Annotated in this window: 13 protein-coding genes; 6 read left to right on the top strand and 7 right to left on the bottom strand. The window is 72.0% G+C overall.

Going from position 1 to position 19,018, the window contains the following annotated elements; genetic code table 11:
- Window positions 1-34: 34 nt before the first annotated feature.
- The 3 genes from ACX114_RS11590 to ACX114_RS11580 all read right to left on the bottom strand — a co-directional run bounded on the left by ACX114_RS11590 (window position 35) and on the right by ACX114_RS11580 (window position 2,589).
- A complete protein-coding gene (locus tag ACX114_RS11590) occupies window positions 35-1,678 on the bottom strand; it encodes a GMC oxidoreductase (protein ID WP_459297573.1) in 1,644 nt (547 codons plus the stop codon).
- Window positions 1,679-1,810: 132 nt separating this feature from the next.
- Window positions 1,811-2,314, bottom strand: a complete 504-nt coding sequence (locus ACX114_RS11585) for a hypothetical protein (RefSeq protein ID WP_459297571.1) — start codon at window positions 2,312-2,314, stop codon at window positions 1,811-1,813.
- 83 nt (window positions 2,315-2,397) lie between these two features.
- A complete protein-coding gene (locus tag ACX114_RS11580) occupies window positions 2,398-2,589 on the bottom strand; it encodes a hypothetical protein (RefSeq protein WP_459297569.1) in 192 nt (63 codons plus the stop codon).
- A gap of 74 nt (window positions 2,590-2,663) precedes the next feature.
- Here ACX114_RS11580 and ACX114_RS11575 point away from each other — a divergent pair, with 74 nt between their 5' ends.
- The gene (locus ACX114_RS11575) at window positions 2,664-5,054 is read left to right on the top strand and encodes a glycoside hydrolase family 31 protein (RefSeq protein ID WP_459297567.1); all 2,391 of its coding nucleotides are present in this window, start codon (window positions 2,664-2,666) and stop codon (window positions 5,052-5,054) included.
- A gap of 1 nt (window position 5,055) precedes the next feature.
- Here ACX114_RS11575 and sitI6 read toward each other — a convergent pair whose 3' ends face one another.
- The 3 genes from sitI6 to xth all read right to left on the bottom strand — a co-directional run bounded on the left by sitI6 (window position 5,056) and on the right by xth (window position 7,818).
- Window positions 5,056-5,766, bottom strand: coding sequence for a SitI6 family double-CXXCG motif immunity protein (gene sitI6, locus ACX114_RS11570; protein ID WP_459297565.1), 711 nt, complete (start codon window positions 5,764-5,766; stop codon window positions 5,056-5,058).
- A gap of 94 nt (window positions 5,767-5,860) precedes the next feature.
- Entirely contained in the window at window positions 5,861-7,033 is a 1,173-nt protein-coding gene (locus ACX114_RS11565) for a threonine synthase (RefSeq protein ID WP_459297563.1), read from the bottom strand.
- Between the two features lie 14 nt (window positions 7,034-7,047).
- The gene (gene xth / locus ACX114_RS11560) at window positions 7,048-7,818 is read right to left on the bottom strand and encodes an exodeoxyribonuclease III (protein ID WP_014395156.1); all 771 of its coding nucleotides are present in this window, start codon (window positions 7,816-7,818) and stop codon (window positions 7,048-7,050) included.
- 131 nt (window positions 7,819-7,949) lie between these two features.
- On the opposite strand from xth, the gene ACX114_RS11555 reads away from it, so the two are divergent.
- The 5 genes from ACX114_RS11555 (at window position 7,950) to ACX114_RS11535 (ending at window position 16,697) form a co-directional block, all read left to right on the top strand.
- Window positions 7,950-9,002 carry a tetratricopeptide repeat protein gene (locus ACX114_RS11555; RefSeq protein WP_459297561.1) on the top strand — a complete coding sequence of 351 codons (1,053 nt, stop codon included), beginning with the start codon at window positions 7,950-7,952 and terminating at the stop codon, window positions 9,000-9,002.
- A 128-nt stretch (window positions 9,003-9,130) separates the two neighbouring features.
- The gene (locus tag ACX114_RS11550) at window positions 9,131-11,746 is read left to right on the top strand and encodes a penicillin-binding protein 1A (protein WP_459297559.1); all 2,616 of its coding nucleotides are present in this window, start codon (window positions 9,131-9,133) and stop codon (window positions 11,744-11,746) included.
- Entirely contained in the window at window positions 11,743-13,095 is a 1,353-nt protein-coding gene (locus ACX114_RS11545) for an FG-GAP repeat domain-containing protein (RefSeq protein ID WP_459297557.1), read from the top strand. Before ACX114_RS11550 ends, ACX114_RS11545 begins: the two co-directional genes overlap by 4 nt.
- Window positions 13,096-13,301: 206 nt before the next feature.
- Window positions 13,302-14,669, top strand: a complete 1,368-nt coding sequence (locus tag ACX114_RS11540; RefSeq protein WP_459297555.1) for an ABC transporter substrate-binding protein — start codon at window positions 13,302-13,304, stop codon at window positions 14,667-14,669.
- Window positions 14,670-15,047: 378 nt separating this feature from the next.
- Window positions 15,048-16,697: an ATP-binding protein gene (locus ACX114_RS11535; protein WP_459297553.1), complete on the top strand. Its 1,650-nt coding sequence runs from the start codon at window positions 15,048-15,050 to the stop codon at window positions 16,695-16,697.
- A gap of 77 nt (window positions 16,698-16,774) precedes the next feature.
- Here ACX114_RS11535 and ACX114_RS11530 read toward each other — a convergent pair whose 3' ends face one another.
- Window positions 16,775-18,883, bottom strand: a complete 2,109-nt coding sequence (locus ACX114_RS11530; protein WP_459297551.1) for an MXAN_5187 family protein — start codon at window positions 18,881-18,883, stop codon at window positions 16,775-16,777.
- Between the last annotated feature and the right edge of the window lie 135 nt (window positions 18,884-19,018).

The raw sequence follows: 19,018 nt of genomic DNA, 5'->3' as shown, positions 1-19,018 counted from the left end.
AAGGGGCATCCACGTACACGCCCGCGGGGGCGTGTCAGGAAACGGCGGCCTGGGGGCGCGAGGGTGTTTCGAGCGTGGCGTCCGTGTCGCCCCGGGGCAGCTCCCGGACGGCGGGGATGAAGGTCATGGCGCGCTCGGCGAGCGCGGCGATGGTAAGCGAGGGATTGACGCCCGGGTTGGCGGAGATGGCCGCGCCATCCACCACATAGAGGCCTTCATAGCCATACAAGCGGTGGCGTGCGTCGATGGCGCCTGTCCTTGGCGAGTCCCCCATGCACGCGCCGCCCAGGATGTGCGCGGTGGTGGGGATGCCCATGAGCGTCTCGCTGACCATGGTCATGGGGTAGCCATCCAGCTTGTCGGACACGCGCTTCGCCAGGTCGAAGGCCTCCGGCATGTTCGCGGTGGGCGCGGGGCCCTCCTGCAGGCCGGTGGTGAGGCCGGAGCGGAAGCCGGTGGTGAGCGCGCGGCCCCGGCGCATGCGCAGGTGTCCCTCCATGGTGCGCATGTACAGGAGGATCATCGTGCGGCGCGCGAAGTCCGGGACGAAGAAGGCCTGGAGGAAGCGCACGGGGCGGCGCGCGAGCAGCCCCACCAGCCGGGCCACGCGCGACCACGCGGTGGCGCCGGGGACGTGGGGGGCCATGAGCAGGCGGAAGAAGCCGGAGCCCTCCGGGTAGCGCACGGGCTCCAGGTGCGAGTGCTCGTCGGTGTGGAGGATGGACCCGATGGCGATGCCCCGGGACAGGTCGCGGTCCTTCTGCTTCTTGCCGCTGATGATGCCGATGAGCGCCTCGGAGTTGGTGCGCACGCCGTCGCCCACGCGCTCGGAGAGCTGGGGCAGGCCGTCCGGCGAGGCCTTGAGCTTGAGCAGCAGGTCCATGGTGCCCAGCACGCCGCCCGCGAAGATGACGTGCTTCGCGGTGAAGCGGCGCGTCTTCTTGAAGAAGCCGGTGCCCTCCTTCGCCGTCACCTCGTAGCCGTCACCGCCGGGCAGGGGGCGCACCCACGTGACCTCCGTGTCCGCGTGGAGGGTGAGGCCCTTCTTCTCCGCGAAGTAGAGGTAGTTCTTGTCGAGCGTGTTCTTGGCGTTGTTGCGGCAGCCCAGCATGCAGCCGCCGCACGCGTTGCAACCGGTGCGGTCCGGGCCCTCGCCGCCGAAGTAGGGGTCCTTCACGGTGACGTTGGGCTCGCCGAAGTAGATGGCCACGGTGGTGGGCTGGAAGTCGGTGCGGCCCAGGTCCTGGCCCACCTCCTTGAGCACCTGGTCCGGGAAGGTGTTGAGCGGGTTGACGGTGGCGCCCAGCATGCGGCGCGCGGTCGCGTAGTGCGGCGCCAGCTCCTGCTTCCACGGCGCCAGGTGGCCCCAGGAGGCGGCGTCGAAGAAGTCGTCCCGTGGGATGGGCAGCGTGTTGGCGTAGACGAGCGAGCCGCCGCCCACGCCGACGCCGGACAGCACGGTGACGTGGCGGAAGAAGGTCATCTTGAAGAGACCGCGCCACCCGAGCTGGGGCATCCACAGCCAGCGCTTCAGGTTCCAGTTGGACTTGGGGAAGTCCTGGCCCTGGAGGCGTCGGCCCTTCTCCAGCATCACCACGCGATAGCCCTTCTCGACGAGCCGCAACGCGCTGACGCTGCCGCCAAACCCCGAGCCGATGATGAGCCAGTCGCAGTCCATGACGTCCTCTCCGTCTCCTTCGGGCGTGAGCGGTCCCCACCTCCAGGAGGTCCGCACTCTATGCCACGAGCGCGAGCCGTCCTGGTGGGACCTGTCACACGCCTTCGAAATGGAAGGACGGGTGGCCGCGGGCTAGCGCTTCGAGGCCTGCTTCCTCGCCCGGCGTGCGGCGGGCGTGTTGGCGACGTACTGGCGGCCCGCCCGGGAGCCGGTCCGCTTGCGCCGCTCGGTGGCCTTCTTCTGCGCCGGGCTCAGGTGGGCCCAGGCCTTCTCAGGCAGGTAGCGCGCGGTGGTGCTGCCATGGCGGGCGCGGGTGCCACCGTCCTGGGTGCCCCACTTCTCCTTCGTCCAGGAGGACAGGTGGCGCTGCGCGGTGCCACGCGAGCCCCGGTAGCCACCGCCGGCCTTCTTGTACTCAGCGGCGAGGAGCTGGGCCTTGCGCGCGCTCCACTGGCCCGCGCGACCGCCCTTGTCGCTCTTCATGATGCGCTTCTTGAGGCGCTCGCGCAGCGCGGGGTTCGTATAGCGGCTGCTGGCGCTGGCGGACGCGTGGTTCTTGCGCGCGGCGCGCTTCGCGGGCGTGGCGGCCGAGTGCTTGCGACGGGGAGCGGCGGGGGTCTTGCGACGGCTGGCCATGAAGGCTCCTTTGTTTGTGACAAAGGTACGGATGCCTCGTGGGAGATGGCCTTGGACGCCCCGCTGCCTGCTCGCCACCAGGGCTATTCGTGGGTGGCGCCGGGCTCGCGGGGACGGAACAGCGAGCACGCGCGCACGGGCTGGGGCGCGTACTTCTGGGGCAGGAGCGGACACATGATGAAGGTGGAGGTCCGCGTCTGGACGTAGCGGGGCGGCGCGGCGCAGCGGTGGCAGAGGCTGTCCGGGAATGGCAGCGGATCAGGGGGCGGCGTCATGGCAGTGGACAGCATCGCACGGGCCCGGAAGGAAAGGCGGGTGCGGGCCGCGCGGCCTCCCTAGATTGCGAGGCATGCACGTCGCTGACGCCCACGTCGAATCCCACCGGCTGCGCCTGTCCGGCCGGCATGCCGTCCTGGAGGTGTCGTGTCCGCTGCCCGGGGTGTTGCGGCTGAGGCACGCGCCGGTGTCGTCGGAGATCGGCTTCCTCCATCCCGAGCTGCCCGGCAAGCGGTCCTGGTCGGTCATCGCCGAGGAGGGCCACCCCCTGAAGGTCGAGCGCGACGGCGAGCGCGCGCGGGTGACGGCGGAGGGCGTATCGCTGGAGGTGGACACGGAGTCGGGGACGTGGCGCTTCCAGGACGCGCACGGGCGCGAGCTGGCGCGCTGCGTGGACGTGTCCGGTGAGGTGCAGGCCGCGTATCCGATGAGCCGGCACCGCGCGAGGCTGAAGCTCCGGGCGCCGGAGGGCGAGCGCTACCTGGGGTTCGGAGAGAAGGTGGGGCCGCTGGACAAGCGCGGCATGCACTTCACGTTCTGGAACACGGACGTGGTGCCGCATCACCCGGACACGGATCCGCTCTACCAGTCCATCCCGTTCTTCGTGGGCCTGCGCGACGGCGTGGCGTGGGGGTTCTTCCTGGATGAGTCCTGGCGCTCGGAGGTGGACGTGGCGCTCGCGGACGCGTCGCGGGTGGCGTGGGAGTCGTGGGGATCGGAGCTGGATTGCTATCTCTTCGCGGGGCCCCTGCCCGCGGACGTGGTGCGCAGGTACGCGGCGCTGACGGGGCGGCCTCCCTTGCCCCCGCTGTGGAGCCTGGGCGCGCAGCAGAGCCGCTGGGGCTACGAGAACGCGCAGGACATCCGGGGCGTCATCCAGGGCTACCGGCAGCGGAACCTGCCGCTGGACTGCGTGTATCTCGATATCGATTACATGGATGGGTACAAGGTCTGGACCTGGGACAGCGCGCGCTATCCGGACCCGGCCGGACTGGTGCGCGAGGCGGCGGCGCAGGGTGTGCGGCTGGTGCCCATCATCGACCCGGCCTTGAAGCTGGAGCCGGGCTGGAACGTGTACGAGGACGCGAAGGCGCGCGACTACCTGGTGCGCTACGACCGGGGCGGCGTGCTGGTGGGCGAGGTGTGGCCCAAGCCCGCGGTGTTCCCGGACCTGACGCGGCCGGAGGTGCAGCGCTGGTGGGGAGGCCTGCACCGCGACTTCGTGGCGCTGGGCATGGCGGGGTTCTGGAACGACATGAACGAGCCGTCGTGTTTCGGGGTGCAGCCGGACGTGGGCATCCTCACGCTGACGAGCGAGCGCGCGGAAGGCATTGGCCAGGTGGAGGGCAAGACGCTGCCGTACGACGCGCGTCACGGGGAGAAGCGGCACCTGGAGGTGCACAACGTCTACGCGCTGGGCATGGCGAAGGGCGCGTTCGAGGGTTTGCGCGAGCTGCGCCCGGAGGCCCGGCCGTTCCTGCTGACGCGGGCGGGGTTCGCGGGCATCCAGCGTTACTCGGCGGTGTGGACGGGGGACAACTCCAGCCACTGGACGCAATTGGAGACGTCGCTGCCCATGTTGATGGGATTGGGCCTGGCGGCGGTGGCGCACACGGGGGTGGACATCCCGGGCTTCATCGGCCGGGCAAACGGCGAGCTGCTGGTGCGCTGGATGCAGACGGGCACGTTCTACCCGTTGATGCGCAACCACGCGGGCAAGGGAACGTCGCCGCAGGAGCCGTGGCGGTTTGGAGAGCCGTATCTGCCCCTGGCGCGAGCGGCGCTGGAGAGGAGGTACCGGCTGCTGCCCACGCTGTACACGCTGATGCACGAGGCGTCGGAGACGGGGCTCGCGCCGCTGAGGCCGCTGTTGATGGAGGCGCCTGGGGACGCGGAGGCGGCGGGAGCGTTTGATCAGTTCCTGTTCGGAAGAGACCTGCTGGTGGCGCCGGTGGTGCGGCCCGGGCAGACAAAGCGGCTGGCGTACCTGCCGGCGGGGGCGTGGCTGGAGTGGCCGGGGCTGGAGCGGACGGGGGAAGTGCGCGAGGGAGGACAGCACGTCATCGCGGACGGGCCCCTGGACACGGTGCCGGTATGGCTGCGCGCGGGAGGCGCGGTGGCACTGACCCAGCCCGCGATGCACACCACGGACGCGAACTGGAAGCACCTGGAGTGGCACGTGCACGCGGCGCCGGAGGTGTACGGCCGGCTCTACGAGGACGCGGGAGACGGCTACGGCGAATCACGGCTCACGGAGCTGCGCGGCGGAGTGACGGACGGAGTGCTGCGATTGGAGCGGAGCGAGACGGGGACGCTCGCGCGGAGCCGGACGGAGGAGACGATCCGGGTGTACGGATTGACGTCGGTGCGGAAGGTGACGGGAGCGCGTGCACACCGTTACGAGAACGGTGTGCTGGAGCTCCAGCTCGCAGCGGATTGGGCGCGGCTGGACGTGGCGCCGTAGGTCAGAGGACAGGAATCTCCTTGAACACGACGCCTTCGAATCCGAAGCGGTTCACGGCGTCCACGAAGCGCTCCGTGGCGATGATGATGGTCGTGTAGTCAGTCAGCCGGAACAGGTCCAGGTCGCCGGTCAGGGTGCTCCCATCAAGGATGGGCGCGTCTGGATAACTGCCTCCTTGCCGCCCGCACCGTTCGCAGGGGCATTCCCGTCCGCCCGGAAAGCAGCTGTCGTGCAGTCGGCCTCGGCAATGGATCTCGACCTCCCGGAGCTCCACCTCGACCTTGCTCCGAAAGCGCAGGTCCATCTTGCTCGCGCGAAGGGCGATACCTGCCTCACGCAGCAGGTCCACGATCTCGCTCCGCATCACCAGGGTCCAAGGGTCATACAGATCGATTGCACTCCACTTGCCGGAGGCCTTGCCGATGAGCGGCCCGAACTCGGCCCCTGGCAACAGTGGCGCCTCAAAGGGCACCTGAAGCCTAACGAGATCACGCAGTCGCTCGTACTCTTCGAGCGGAACCTGCCTTGCTTCCGCAAGCTCCTCACGGTGGGCCCAGCCAGAGAGATCCACGGAGGGATACGCCTCTCCCAATCCACCAGGGCTGGCCCCACACACAGGACACAACCCTCCCGGCAATCCCCATCGGTGCGCGCCATCGATGAATCCGGTGAAGCGCGCCCCTTTCGCGGCATTCATTTCAAAGAACCTCACGAAGGTCTCCTTGCACCAACGCCGCCAATGGCGCGAACGTGCCCCCGGCCAGCATCGAGGAATGGCTCTGCGAAGACCTTCATCGGCCGGGCGCTCACCACAGAGGCGCCATGTTCTCCACGTACTTGAAGCCCGTGCCCGTGTTGAACACGACCACCGTCTCCTCCGGCTTCACGTCCCCGGCGGCCTGAAGCTTCTTGAGCGCCGCCACGCACGCGCCACCTTCCGGCGCCATGAACAGCCCTTCCGCCGCGGCTGCGTCCTTCGTGCCCTGGACGATCTCCTCCTCCGTCACCGACACCGCCGTGCCGTGGCTGTCCTTCACCGCGCGCAGGATGAGGAAGTCACCCAAGGCCTTGGGCACCCGCAGGCCGTGCGCGTGCGTCGTCGCGCCCTGCCACATGGGCGCGTCCGGCTTGCCTTCCGCGTGCGCCTTCACGATGGGCGCGCAGCCTTCCGCCTGCACCGCCACCATCCGGGGCCGCTTCGAATCAATCAGCCCCATCGCTTCCATTTCGTCGAAGGCCTTCCACATCCCGATGAGCCCCGTGCCGCCGCCCGTCGGATAGAGGATGACGTCCGGCAGCGTCCACCCGAGCTGCTCCGCCAGCTCGTAGCCCATCGTCTTCTTGCCCTCGACGCGGTAGGGCTCCTTGAGCGTGGCGCACTCGTACCAGCCATGCTCCTTCGCCAGCCCCGCGCACACCCGGCCCGCGTCGGAGATGAGCCCCTCCACCGTCTCCACGTGCGCGCCGTACGCCCGCGTCTCCATCAGGAACAGCGACGCGATGTCCTTCGGAACGAAGACGTGCGCCTCCAGCCCGCCCCGCGCCGCGTACGCCGCCAGCGCGCTGCCCGCGTTCCCTGCGGAAGGCAGACACACCGCCTTCGCGCCCAGCACCTTCGCCATGGACACCGCGGCGGACAGGCCTCGCGCCTTGAAGGAGCCCGTCGGGTTGCCGCTCTCGTCCTTCACCCAGACCCGCTGCAATCCCAGCCATGAACCCAGCCGGGGCGCGGAGAGCAGCGGCGTGAAGCCTTCGCCCAACGACAGGCGCTGCGCCGGGTCATCCACCGGCAGCACCTCGTGGTAGCGCCACATGGAGCGCTCACGTCCAGGCAGCGCTTCCTTGCGCAGCGTCTTCGCCGCGCGCTCCAGGTCGTAGCGGGCGAACAGCGGCGCCTGACACGCCGTGCACAGGTTCCACACCTTGCCCGGCGCAAACGTCTGGTCGCACTTCGTGCATTCAAGTCGGAGGACGGACATGCCTCCGACTCTACTCAGTCCTTCAACTCCAGCCACACCGGCGCGTGGTCCGACGGCTGCTGTCCCTTGCGCTCCTCGCGGTCCACGTCACAGGCCGTGAGCCGGGGCACCAGCGGCGCCGTGAGGAACAGGTGGTCGATCCGCACGCCCTTGTTCTTGGGGAACATCAGCATCCGGTAGTCCCACCAGGAGAACTTCTGCACGTCCGGGTGCAGCTTGCGGAACGCGTCCGTCAGGCCAAACGCGCACACCTGCTGGAGCGCGTCGCGCTCGCGCAACGTGAAGAGCGTCTGCCCTTCCCACTGCGCCACGTCGTACACGTCGATGGGATCCGGCGCGATGTTCCAGTCCCCGCCCATCACCACCAGGTCGTCCGGCTTGTGGCGCGTGTCCAGGTAGTTGCGCAGCCGCCGGTACCACTCCAGCTTGTACACATACGCGGGCGAGTCCACCTGCTGCCCGTTGGGCGCGTACGCGCTCACCACGCGGATGCCGTTCACCGTCGCGCTGATGAAGCGCGCGTGCGTGTCATCCACCCCGTCCGACAGGCCCCGGATGACATCCGTGGGCTCCGTCTTCGCCAGGATGGCCACGCCGTTGTACGTCTTCTGCCCGTGCACCGCGGCGAAGTAGCCCGCCTCCTTCACCGCGTCGAAGGGGAAGTCCGCGTCGGTGCACTTGAGCTCCTGCAGGCACAGCACGTCTGGCTGGGCGCTCTTCAGCCAGTTGACCAACCGCTGCTGCCGAGCCCTCACCGAGTTCACGTTCCAGGTCGCGATTCGCATGCGGCGCGGACCGTCGCACGCGGCCCACGCCCCTGCCACGCTTTTCCCCTCCCGCCTGTGGCCCCAGGGACACACCCGCCGGCCCCCAGAGGGAAAGTCCGTTGGCACACCGGTCGCAACAGGGGATGGCCATGAACCCGAAGACGCGCACCCGGTCCCGTCGCCCCGCCTCCTTCCGGCGCTTCACCGTGCCGCCCGCGCTTCGCAAGGCCCTCATCCCCGCCGCGCTCGCCGCCCTGGGGCTCGCCGCCTGGGAGGACGTCCCCCTGCCCCGCCTGCTCAAGCCCTGGCTCTCCCACGCCCTGGAGGCCCGCGCTGGACAGGGCCCTGTCGCCGCCGCTCCCACCCTGCCCCTGGCCGTCACGGCCCTCGAGCCCTCGCTGATGGCCGCCCCGCGCCCCATGGACGAGAGCGCCCCGACGGAGGCCTCCGCCCCCGGTGACGCCCTGGCGCTGCCGCACACGCACGCCCGCCGGGTGGACCACGTGGCCCGCGCCCTGGGCCTGCGCGAGCTGGGAGACGTGTCCGGCGCCGTGACGGAGCTGCGCCGCGCGCTGCATGACGACCCGGGTGCCACGGACGCCCTGGCGCAGCTGGCGCGCACGGCCCGGCTGGCCGGGGACACGCGGCTCGCCATCGACGCGTACGCCCGGCTGGGGCAGGCGGAGCCCCATGACGCAGGGGCGCTGGTGCAGCAGGCGCGGCTGCTGGTGGCGGAGGGCCGCTTCCCGGACGCGGTCCGCGTGGGCGAGGAGGCGCTCTTGCGCGACCCGGAGGACCCGGAGGTGTACCAGGTGCTCGGCCGCGCGCACCTGGGCGCCCAGGAGCTCACCTCCGCCATCCTGCGCTTCCAGCAGGCGGTGCACCTGGACCCCGAGCACGGCCACGCGCTCAACAACCTGGGCTTCGCCTACCTGCACGCCAACGACAACGCCCACGCCGTGGAGGTCCTCACCCAGGCCGCCAGCCTCCTGCCGCACGTGGCCTACGTGCAGAACAACTTGGGCGTCGCCTGCGAGCGCCTGGGCCGGCTGGAGGAAGCCCGCGCCGCCTACGCCGCCGCCACCCGGCTGTCGCCCCGCTACGTCCAGGCCCGGGTCAACGCGGAGCGGGTGGGCCGCGTGGCCCGGGCCGACCCGGCGGGTCCCCCCCTGCCGGAGCCGCTCCTGCCCGTCGCGCCGTAGGGCGGGCGGCCAGGAAACAGCGCCGTTTCCGGGGGGATGGCCCGGGCGGGTTCACCCCGCCCGCCCCCCGGTCTAACCTCCAGTCCTTCATCCCCGCCTTCACGAGCGTCATGACTCCGGCCCGACCGATGCCTCCTTCTCCCGAGCCCCTCCCCCCGGCCCCGACCGGAGCCCCGCCGCCCAGGAAGGGCGGCTTCGGCGCCGCGCTGTGGCGCTGGACGAAGCGGCTCCTGGTGCTGGGCGCCGTCGGGCTGGTGCTCCTCATTGGCGTGTGCGTGGGCACGTACGTCTACTTCAGCCGCGACCTGCCCTCCGTGGAGTCGCTGCGCAACTACCAGCCTCCGCAGGTGACGAAGGTGACGTGCGCGGACGGCTCGCTCTGCGCGGAGTACGCGCTGGAGCGCCGCACGCTCGTGCGCATGGAGGACCTGCCCCCGCACGTGCGCAACGCGTTCCTCGCCGCCGAGGACGCGGACTTCTACAAGCACGAGGGCCTGGACCCCTTCGGCATCCTGCGCGCGGGCGTGAAGAACCTCATCCCCGGCAGCCGCAAGTCCGGCGCGTCCACGCTCACGCAGCAGGTCGTGAAGAACATGCTGCTCACGCCCGAGCGCAGCCTGGGCCGGAAGATCCGCGAGTGGATCCTCACCCCGCGCCTGGAGCAGGCGCTCACCAAGGATCAGATCCTCAGCCTCTACATCAACGGCGTGTACTTCGGGCAGCGCCGCTACGGGCTGGAGGAGGCGGCGCTCTACTACTTCGGCAAGCACGCCAAGGACCTGACCGTGGGCGAGGCCGCCGTGCTCGCGGGCACCGTGCAGTCCCCCCACCGCATCAACCCGGTGGCGAACATCACCCGCGCCAAGGCGCGCCAGCGCTACGTGCTGGAGCAGATGGCCGGCCAGGGCTTCGTGCCGCGCGCGGTGGTGGACGCGGAGAAGGACAAGCCCATCGTGCTCGCGCCGCGCAAGACGGTCAGCGCGGGCGCCTTCTACGCGGAGGAGATCCGCCGCACGCTGATTGAACGCTACGGCGAGAAGACGGTGATGGAGGGCGGCCTGCGCGTGGACATCGCGCTCGTGCCCAAGCTCCAGGCCACCGCCGAGCAGGCCGTGCGTGACGGCCTGGAGGCCGTGGACCGGCGCCAGGGCTACCGGGGCGCGCAGGGCAAGCTGGAGGAGGCGCAGTGGAAGCGCTACCGCGAGCTCATCGTCCAGCGCATCGACGAGGCCGGCCGCCGCCAGAAGGACCAGGGCTATGTCGCGGACCTGGCGCCGCTGGCCCAGCCGCTCGCCGCCGCGGCCCCGGCGAAGACGCCCACCGCGCAGGAGGTGGAGGGCGCCGAGGAGCAGCAACCCGCCGCGCTGGCCGCGGACACGGACTCGGAGGAAGAAGAGGCCCGGTCGCCCGAGCGCGAGCGCGTGGGCCAGGTCCTCCTCAAGCCGATGGAAGAGGGACTGCGCCTCACCGGCTATGTCACGGAGGTGGACACGAAGCGCAACGTGGCGCGCGTGGACCTGGTGGGCCGCACCGCGGAGGTGTCCTTCGATTCCGTCACCTGGGCGCGGCAGAAGGGCAAGAAGGCTCCCAAGGACATCTCGGATGTCTTCACGCCCGGGGAGCTGGTGTTCGTGCGCGTGCTCAAGGCCCCTCCGGCGCCGGCCTTCGTGGAGGCCACGTTGGATCAGGTGCCCGTGGTGCAGGGCGGGCTCGTGGTCATCAACCCGGCCAACCGCAACGTGGTGGCCATGGTGGGCGGCTATGACGCGGAGCGCTCGTCGTTCAACCGCGCCACGCAGGCGAAGCGGCAGCCGGGCTCGTCGTTCAAGCCCTTCATCTACGGCGCCGCGCTGGCCAGCGGCCGCTTCACGCCGCTCTCCATGGTGAACGACGCGCCGGAGTCCATCCGCGACCCGTACACGGGCAAGACGTGGCGGCCCAAGAACTTCGACGGGCGCTTCGAGGGCCCCATGACGCTGCGCACGGCGCTGAGCAAGTCGAAGAACACGGTGTCCGTGCGGCTCATCGAGTCGATCACCCCCGCGACCGCCATCGATTTCGCGCGCCGGGCGGGCATCCGCTCGGCGATGCCGGAGAACCTCACGCTGGCCCTGGGCACCGGCGAGCTGACGATGCTGGAGGCAGTCAACGCGTACGCCACGCTCCAGGCCAACGGCCGCTACGCGGAGCCGCTGACGCTGCTGCGCGTGCGCGACGCGAAGGGCACGGTGCTGGAGGAGCACCAGCCGGCCTTCGAGGAGACGCTGCCTCCGGCGGTGGCGTACCTCACGACGTCGCTGATGCGCAGCGTGGTGGAGGACGGAAGCGCGCGCGCGGTGCGGGAGCTGAACCGGCCCGCCGCGGGCAAGACGGGCACCACCAACGAGTCCAAGGACACGTGGTTCAACGGCTACACCATGGACTGGGTGGCCAGCGCGTGGGTGGGCTTCGATGACAACACGCCCCTGGGCAGCAGCGAGACGGGTGGCCGGGCCGCGCTGCCCATCTGGCTCAACTTCATGCGGGTGGCGGAGGAGGGCCTGCCCGCGCGCGACTTCGAGGTGCCTCCGGGCGTCACCCAGGTGCGCATCGACCCCGTCACCGGACTGCTCGCGGGCAACGCCGTTCCGGGCCGGATGGAGCCCTACCTGGAGGGCACCCAGCCCACCGCCGAGGCCCCGCCGCCCGGACAGGTGACGCCGGACAACTACTTCCTGGAGGAAGGTGGCAAAAGGGGGCTGTGAGTCGCTCGCTCCTTTCGCTGGTCCTCGCGCTCGCGTTCGCCCTGCCCGCCCATGCGGATCAGGACGAAAGCGCGCCCCCTGCCTCCGCCCGGCTGGCCCTGGCCGTGGCCGACGCCATCCGCGGCGCCCCCGCGGAGGCGCCCGTGGCCCTCTCCCTGTCAGGAAGCTCCCCGGAGTTGCGACGGGCCTTCGGGACGCTGCTCGCCGCGCGCCTGTCCGCGATGAACCTGGGGCCGGTGGTGCTGGACGTGCCCCCCGAGCGCGCCGAGGCCGCAGCCCGCGAACAGGGAGCCCGCTCGCTGGCGCGGCTCACGCTGGACGTGGAGGGCGGTGAGCTGGTGGCGCGGGGTGACGTGCTGGGCACGTGGGTGAACTTCTGGTCCGGCCGCACGCCCACGCGTCCGCCGAAGCCCGCCGCCGCCGTGGCAGAGGGCGTGGAGGCCGACGCCGCGGTGCTCGCGCTGGCGGCGGTGGGGACGCCGTCGTCGGGAGTGACGGGCCCGGGTCCGCGGGAGCGGCGGCCGGTGCGCCTGCTGGGCGCGGTGTTCGCGAGGCTGGAGACGCCGCTGGCCGCGCTGGCGGCGGGGGACCTGGATGGCGATGGCCGCGATGAAGTGGCCGCGCTCACCGAGCATGAGGTGGTGGTGTTCGGCGCGGACGGGCGGGTGCTCGCGCGGCGGGAGCTGGAGGGCGCGGCGGCCACGGCGACGACGCGCGAGCCCTTCGGAGCGCTGGCGGTGCTGACGGGGCCGCCACGGCTGGCGGCCTGGAGCACGCGGTATGCGCGCGGCGAGGTGCTGGTGCTGGACAAGGCGAAGGGGACGCTGCGTTCGACGGGGACGTTGGACGCCGCGCCGTTGGGGACGGCGGAGCGAGGGGCGTTCGTGCCGGGGCAGACGGTGTTCGCGCCCGAGGTCCGGCTGGCGGACGGGCGGAGCCTCACGGTGCCCGCGCCCTTCGGCACGGCGAGCTTCGCGGCCCCGCGCATGCTGTTCGTGCACGCGGACAGCACGGCGTCGCTCTACACACGACCCACGTCCGCGCCGATGAAGGTGTCCGGGCTGGGCGCGGGCAGCGCGTTGGGAGACCTGGATGGGGACGGGCTGCCGGAGCTGCTCACCACGTCACCGCAGCTCCAGCCGTCGCCGGACGTGCTGCGGGTGCTGTCGTTGAACTCCGACGCGCCAATGGCGCACGAGCCCCTGTGGCAGGGAGCGCTCCCGCCGGGCCGGGCGCTGTACGTGGTGACGGCGGACCTGGATGGCGACAAGCGCCGCGAAGTCGTCGTGGGTTCGTGGAAGCCGGACGGCACGAGCGAGCTGTTCCTCCTGCGCCAGGGTGCACCGTGATGAAGGCTCAAGCGACGCGAGCCCTCGCGGACGACCTCGCGCGCCAGCGGCACGAGCGAATGGGTCCTCCCGCGCCAGGGTGCATCGTGATGGAGGCGCATCAGGGCAGCGAAGTCCCGGTGATGGCGTCGCCCTCCAGCGGAACGCTGCTCCAACCTGTGAGCCGCGAAGCAGCGGCCGCACCGCGGTATCGACGGGAGAGCACCGTGAGGATCCGCACCGCCCTCGCGGGCCTTGTGCTTCTGTCTTCCACTCCGGCACTGGCGGCCAGCCGTCCGCGCTACGGCGGCGAGCTGCGGGTGGCTCACGCGGGGCCCCCTGAAATCGGAGAGCCCGCGCTCGCGGACACGCCGATGGAGGCCGCGCTGCTGGGCCTGCTGACGCGGCCCGTGTGCCGTGTGGACACCGGCGGACAGGTGCACCCGACGCTGTCGCGCGAGATGACGCGTCCCGTGCCGCAGGCCCTGCGCGTGACGATGCCCTCCGCGGCCAGCGCGACCGCCGTGGCCCGCGCGTGGACGCGGCTGTCCTCCACGGAGTCGCAGTCACCGTACCGCGCGCTCCTGTACCCGCTGCGCGGCGATGGCCGTCAGGTGACGTCCTCGGGCGCCACACTGGACCTGGCACTGGCGTTTCCGTGGCCCGACCTGGAGCGCGCCCTGTGCCACCCTGCCCTCGCCGCGCCGCCGTCGCCCGCGTCGGGACCGTTCAGCGCCGCGGGCCGGGGCGTGCTGGAGGCCCAGACCCCGTGGCCCGAAGGCCGTCCGTACCTGGACCGGCTGGCGCTCACCGCCACGGATGAACGGGGCCTCGCGAGGCTGTGGTCCGCGCGGCAGGTGCAGGTGGCGCTGGGCGCGCCGCCCGACGACAACACCCTCACGGGCGCCGCGCTGTACGCGACCTATCTGGCGTACTCGCCCCGGAAGGTGCCCGCGGACTTCCGCCAGGCGGTGGAGAGCGCCATCGACCGAGAGGACCTCACGCGCCTGTTCGTGAAGGGCCCCGCCGTGCCCATGGCGAACCTGCTGCCGCCCGCGCTGATGCCCCAGGGGCCCAAGCCCCGGCCCACCGCACCGCCAGCGGGAGCGACCCGCAAGGTGACGCTCGTCTATGACGCCGCGCTGGCGGATCAACGCGCCGTGGCCGAACGCATCCAGGTGAAGCTGCACGACCAGGGCTACACCGTCGCGCTAGAGCCCCAGTCGCGAGCCGCGCTGCGAAGCCGTCAGGCGAAGGGGGACTTCGAGCTCATGCTCAGCGCGTTCCTGCTCCCGCCCGTTCCCGGACCCGCGCTGGCGGTGGTGCTCGAAGCAGGAGGACGCCGGGACCTGCTCGGAGTGGAGCTGCCGCCCATCGGAGCCCTGACGGACGCCGGAGCCCGGGACGCGCGAAGCCGCGAACGAGCCGTGGCGCTCGCGCCCTCCGTGCCCCTCATCCCGCTGTACGCCCAGGGACTCGCCCTGCGCGTGGTGCCAGAAGTGACGGGGCTGGTGCTGGACGCCCAGGGCCTGCCGGTACTCGAAAGCGCCTGGTTCGCCCCCGTCGAAGCCACTGGCGGCGGAGGCCGGCCATGAGGCCTGCCGGAGTGGTTGCGCATGCAGCGCCCAAGGCAGGCCGTCGCGTGTCCGGGGCCTGTTGCGAGTCCCTCGGGCGCTGGAGGCCGACCGTGAGACCTGCGAGTGTGAATGCGCATGCAGCGCCCAGGCCCGTCCGTGGTGTGTTCGGGAACTCGCGCAAGCCCATCGAGCCCTCCCGCATCGGAGGCCGGCCATGAACCCCACCGATAAGGCGCGGCCCCCAGCGCATCGGCTGCTGTCAGGGCACGACGCGGCCGGTGTCGCCATCAGTAGCCTCGGGCGGTGGTGGCCAGCCATGAAGTCCATCCGCGCCACGCCGCGCGCATCGGCCCCGAAATCCCCAGGCCCTCAGGCCCCCAGGAAGGACCGGCCCGCATGCGCCTGAGGACCCGGCTCGCGCTCGCGTTCGCCCTGCTCGCGCTGGTGCCGCTGGCGGTCGTCGTTCCCCTGACGCTGACGCGCCTGCGCGACACGCTGTCGCGCGAACTCGACGCGCGCATGACGGCCGCCACCGCCTCCGCGCAGGAGTCCCTGGAGCGCTCCGCCGCCAATGCGCGCCGCGCCGTCGAGGAACTGGTGGAGAGCCCCGCCATGGAGGACCTCGTGCGCGACGCGCGCACCGCCCCCTTGCGCGTCATCCAGGCCAACACCGCCGAGGGCCTGATGAAGAGCCGCGGCCTCACCGTGCTCGCGCTCTTCGACCGCAACGGCACCGTGCTGTCCTCCGGCCACCTGCCCGCCCGGCGCGGCGACCCGGACCCCGCCCTCTTCGCCGTGACGAAGGAGAAGTCCCCCAGGCCCGTCCCCGTCCGCGTGGATGTCCGGGGAGACGCGGGCCTGCGCCAGGTCCCCGCGCTCGTCACCGCGCGCCCCGTGGACTACGGCGACGTGCGCCTGTGGGCCGTGGGCGGCGTGGTGCTGGACGACGGCCTGGCCCAGCACCTGGCCCGCCTCACGCAATCCGACGTGACGCTCCTGTCCGGCGGCACCCAGGTCGCGCACGCCGGCAGCGCGGCCCCGCCCACCGTGGAGCAGGTGCTGCCGCTGGGCAACGCCGCCTCCGTGCGCCTCACCTTCAGCCGCGCCGCCGCGCGCGAGGCCGAAGAGGGCGTCATGCGCGCGTTCCTCCTCCTCGCGGGCCTGGGCCTGGGCTTCGCGGCACTCCTGGGCATGCTGGTGTCGCGCTGGATGACGCGCCCCGTGGAGGCCCTCACCTCCGGCGCCCGCCGCGTGGCGGAAGGCGCGCTGGACGTCCAGGTGACGGCCCGCGCCACCGGCGAGGTGGGGGAGCTGGTCCGGACGTTCAACCACATGACGTCCGAGCTGAAGAACACCACCGAGCGGCTGATGGCCACCGAGCGCATCGCCGCGTGGCAGGAGGTCGCCCGGCGGCTGGCGCACGAAATCAAGAACCCCCTCACCCCCATCCGCATGTCCCTGGAGACGCTGATGGCCGCGCACGAGGCGCGCCACCCCAGCTTCCCCACCCTCTTCAAGGAGAGCGCGGGCGTGGTGCTGGAGGAGGTGGAGCGGCTGCGGCGCATCGTGGACGAGTTCAGCCGCTTCGCGCGCCTGCCCAAGCCCCAGCTCGCACCGGTGGACCTGAGCGAGCTGACCCAGAGTGTCCTGTCGCTCTACGCCGCGCCCCCCGAAGGCATCCAGTTGGTGCCCGCGCTCCAGACGGGCGTGGTGGCCCGCGCGGACCGCGACCAGCTCACCCAGGTGCTCGTCAACCTGGTGAAGAACGCGGAAGAAGCCATGACGGGCAAGGGCGGAAGCCTGCGCGTGCGCGTGAAGGGCACCGACGCGGACGCCATCGTGGAGGTGGAGGACGAAGGCCCCGGCATCCCCCTGGAGCACCGCGCCCGCATCTTCGAGCCCTACTTCACCACCAAGGACGGCGGCACCGGCCTGGGGCTCGCCATCGCCGCGCGCATCCTCCAGGAGCACGGCGGCCGCCTGGAGGTCGGCGGAGAGCCGGGCCAGGGCGCCCGCTTCAGCGTCGTGCTCCCCCGCGCGAGCTGAAGCCCCACGCAAGAAGGCCCGGCACCTCGTGGAAGAGGTCCCGGGCCTTCGGGCACCACACGGTGGCTTCGCGGCCGTCAGTCCTTGACGGGCGTCGCCTTGAGGGCGGCCTTGCCCTCCTTCACGTAGACCTGGAAGCGCACCGTCTTGCACGCGTACTTCGTGACGAGCTGCTCCTTGTTCTTGCGCAGCTTCTGCACGAACTTGTCGTACGTCAGGCCGTCCGCCTGCTCACCGCAGCGCTCGCGCGTGGTGACGAACTCGCGGAAGACGTCCTGGAAGTGCTGCTCCTCCGACAGGGCCGCCGCCGCCGCGCCGTTGACGCCCGGCATGGGCAGCGGAATCGCCTGCGCGCCGGTGGAGCGCGGAGCCGGCATCGGGATGGCCTCCGACGTGGGCCGGGTGCTGGCCTGGAGCAGCTCGCGCGGAATCGCCGCCACGCGCGTCGTCTCCGGGGACTCCGGATCCGAGGACTGCGCCGCCGCCAGCGCGAACGGATTGGCCGCCTGCTGGAGCGAGTACGCCGCCGTGGGCTGGTCCTCGAAGGCGAACGCGCCAGCGCGCGGCGCCGCCGGAGCAATGGGCTCGGCCGGGTGCTCGAAGGGCATCGCGCCCCCCTGCGCGTACGCCGGAGGCGGCGCGAACGGCTCCGCGGCCGGCGGCGGATAGGCCGCGGGAGGAGACGGGAACGGGAACGACTCCGCCCCGGCGAACGGATCCGCCAGTGGCGCGGCGGCCGGAGGCGGCGCCCCGAACGGCGACGGCGCGGCGGCCTGGGGAGGAGGCATCGCGAACGGATCCGCCAGCGGCGCGGCGGCCGGGGGCGGCATCGCGAACGGATCCGCGGCCGGAGCCGGAGTGCCCGGGAAGGGGAACGCGTCCGCGCCCCCGAACGGATCCGCGGCCGGCGGAGCGGCCGAGGCGAACGGGTTGGACAGGGGCTCCGAGTGCGCGGCCGACCCGAACGGGTTGGACAGGGGCTCCGAGGGAGCGCTCGACGCGAACGGATCCGCGGGAGCAGCGGCCACCGGCGCCACGGCGGCCGGAGCCGGCGGCGACGTCTGGGCCACGGGCTGCGCGGCGGGCGCGGACTGCTGCGCGGCCATCGCCGCGCCCCAGCCCAGCGTGTCCGAGCCGCCCGACACGGTCTCCTCGTCGGAGGACTTCTTGCCGCCGCCCATCAGCGCCGTCCACACCAGGCTCAGCAGGAGCAGGCCCGCGAGCGCGAGCAGCGCGGTGTGCTGGTACGCGGCCAACGGAGCCAGCGTCGCCGCCGTGCTGGCGAGGACCACGACTTCATACGGCGTGCCCGTCAGCGCCTGGCGCGAGCCCACGAGCAGCGGCGCCTGGCCGCCCATCGCGTCGCCCTTCGTGAAGGCGGGCAGCTGCACCGGGCCCAGCGCCTGGAGCGCCCCCGAGTCCAGCACCGTGTCCTTCGCCCCCGCCGACAGCCGGGGCAGCGTGCCCTCCAGCCGGTCCTTCGCCGCGCCCACACCGCCCACCACCTTGTCGCCCTGCACCAGCCCCACCGCGGCCGCGCCGGACGCATCCAGCGCGCCCTGCAGCGCGGCATCCGCGGCCAGGGGCGCACCCACCACCAGCGTCAGCGCCGGAGCAGGAGTGCCCTCACCGCTCCACGCGAGCGGCACGGACGCGAACACGTGCGGCGCCCCGAAGGCATCCACCGTGGACGTGCCCGCCTTGGCGAGCGCCGCGACATCCAGCGCCGCGGTATCCGAGGACGGCTCGGCGCCCGCGCGCGCGTGGAAGACCGCGTCGCCGGCCACCACCGCCACCACCACGCCCTGGAGTTCCTGGGGCAGACCGGCTTCCGCGGCGGTGCGCAGCGAGCCGAAGCGCTCCGCGGTGAGCGGCGGCATTCCAGCCGTCTCCTCCGCGTCCTTCGACGAACCGTAGCGGTCGCGCGGGGACTTCGGCGCGGGCACGGGGGTCAGCGCGCGCACGGCGGCGGCCACCTGGGGGCTGCCGGCGAGCTTCAGCGCCAGGGATTGCACTTCCGCGCGGCGTGCATCCACGCGACGCGCGACCTCGCCGGTGCCCGACGCGGCCTGGAATGACGCACCTTCCACCGCGCGCGCGCCCAGAGGCGCCGACAGCATCGGGAGGTGAGCCAGGCCCAGTCCGAGGACCAGGAGTGCGAACAGCAGGAACTTGAGGCGGACCATCGCCGTCCTTTAGCCCAGGGGTGAGGGGTCCGCTTATAGCGTCCACCGTTCGACCCCAGCAAGGAACTGGCCCGAAGGAACCCGGGGGCCGGATGCCTGGCTGGCATCCGGAATTCCCGGGCCCTTCGTTCTGTC

The organism is Corallococcus sp. M7 (assembly GCF_054512695.1).
The sequence above is the reverse complement of the archived record's forward strand: the minus strand, read 5'-3'. Positions and strand labels throughout refer to the sequence as shown.

Excerpts from the sequence above, each read along its gene's own strand:
- xth (WP_014395156.1), bottom strand. The coding sequence starts at position 7,818 with ATGCGAATCGCGACCTGGAACGTGAACTCGGTGAGGGCTCGGCAGCAG.
- ACX114_RS11590 (WP_459297573.1), bottom strand. The coding sequence starts at position 1,678 with ATGGACTGCGACTGGCTCATCATCGGCTCGGGGTTTGGCGGCAGCGTC.
- ACX114_RS11585 (WP_459297571.1), bottom strand. The coding sequence starts at position 2,314 with ATGGCCAGCCGTCGCAAGACCCCCGCCGCTCCCCGTCGCAAGCACTCG.
- ACX114_RS11550 (WP_459297559.1), top strand. The coding sequence starts at position 9,131 with ATGCCTCCTTCTCCCGAGCCCCTCCCCCCGGCCCCGACCGGAGCCCCG.
- ACX114_RS11565 (WP_459297563.1), bottom strand. The coding sequence starts at position 7,033 with ATGTCCGTCCTCCGACTTGAATGCACGAAGTGCGACCAGACGTTTGCG.
- ACX114_RS11535 (WP_459297553.1), top strand. The coding sequence starts at position 15,048 with ATGCGCCTGAGGACCCGGCTCGCGCTCGCGTTCGCCCTGCTCGCGCTG.
- ACX114_RS11580 (WP_459297569.1), bottom strand. The coding sequence starts at position 2,589 with ATGACGCCGCCCCCTGATCCGCTGCCATTCCCGGACAGCCTCTGCCAC.
- ACX114_RS11555 (WP_459297561.1), top strand. The coding sequence starts at position 7,950 with ATGAACCCGAAGACGCGCACCCGGTCCCGTCGCCCCGCCTCCTTCCGG.
- ACX114_RS11530 (WP_459297551.1), bottom strand. The coding sequence starts at position 18,883 with ATGGTCCGCCTCAAGTTCCTGCTGTTCGCACTCCTGGTCCTCGGACTG.
- ACX114_RS11575 (WP_459297567.1), top strand. The coding sequence starts at position 2,664 with ATGCACGTCGCTGACGCCCACGTCGAATCCCACCGGCTGCGCCTGTCC.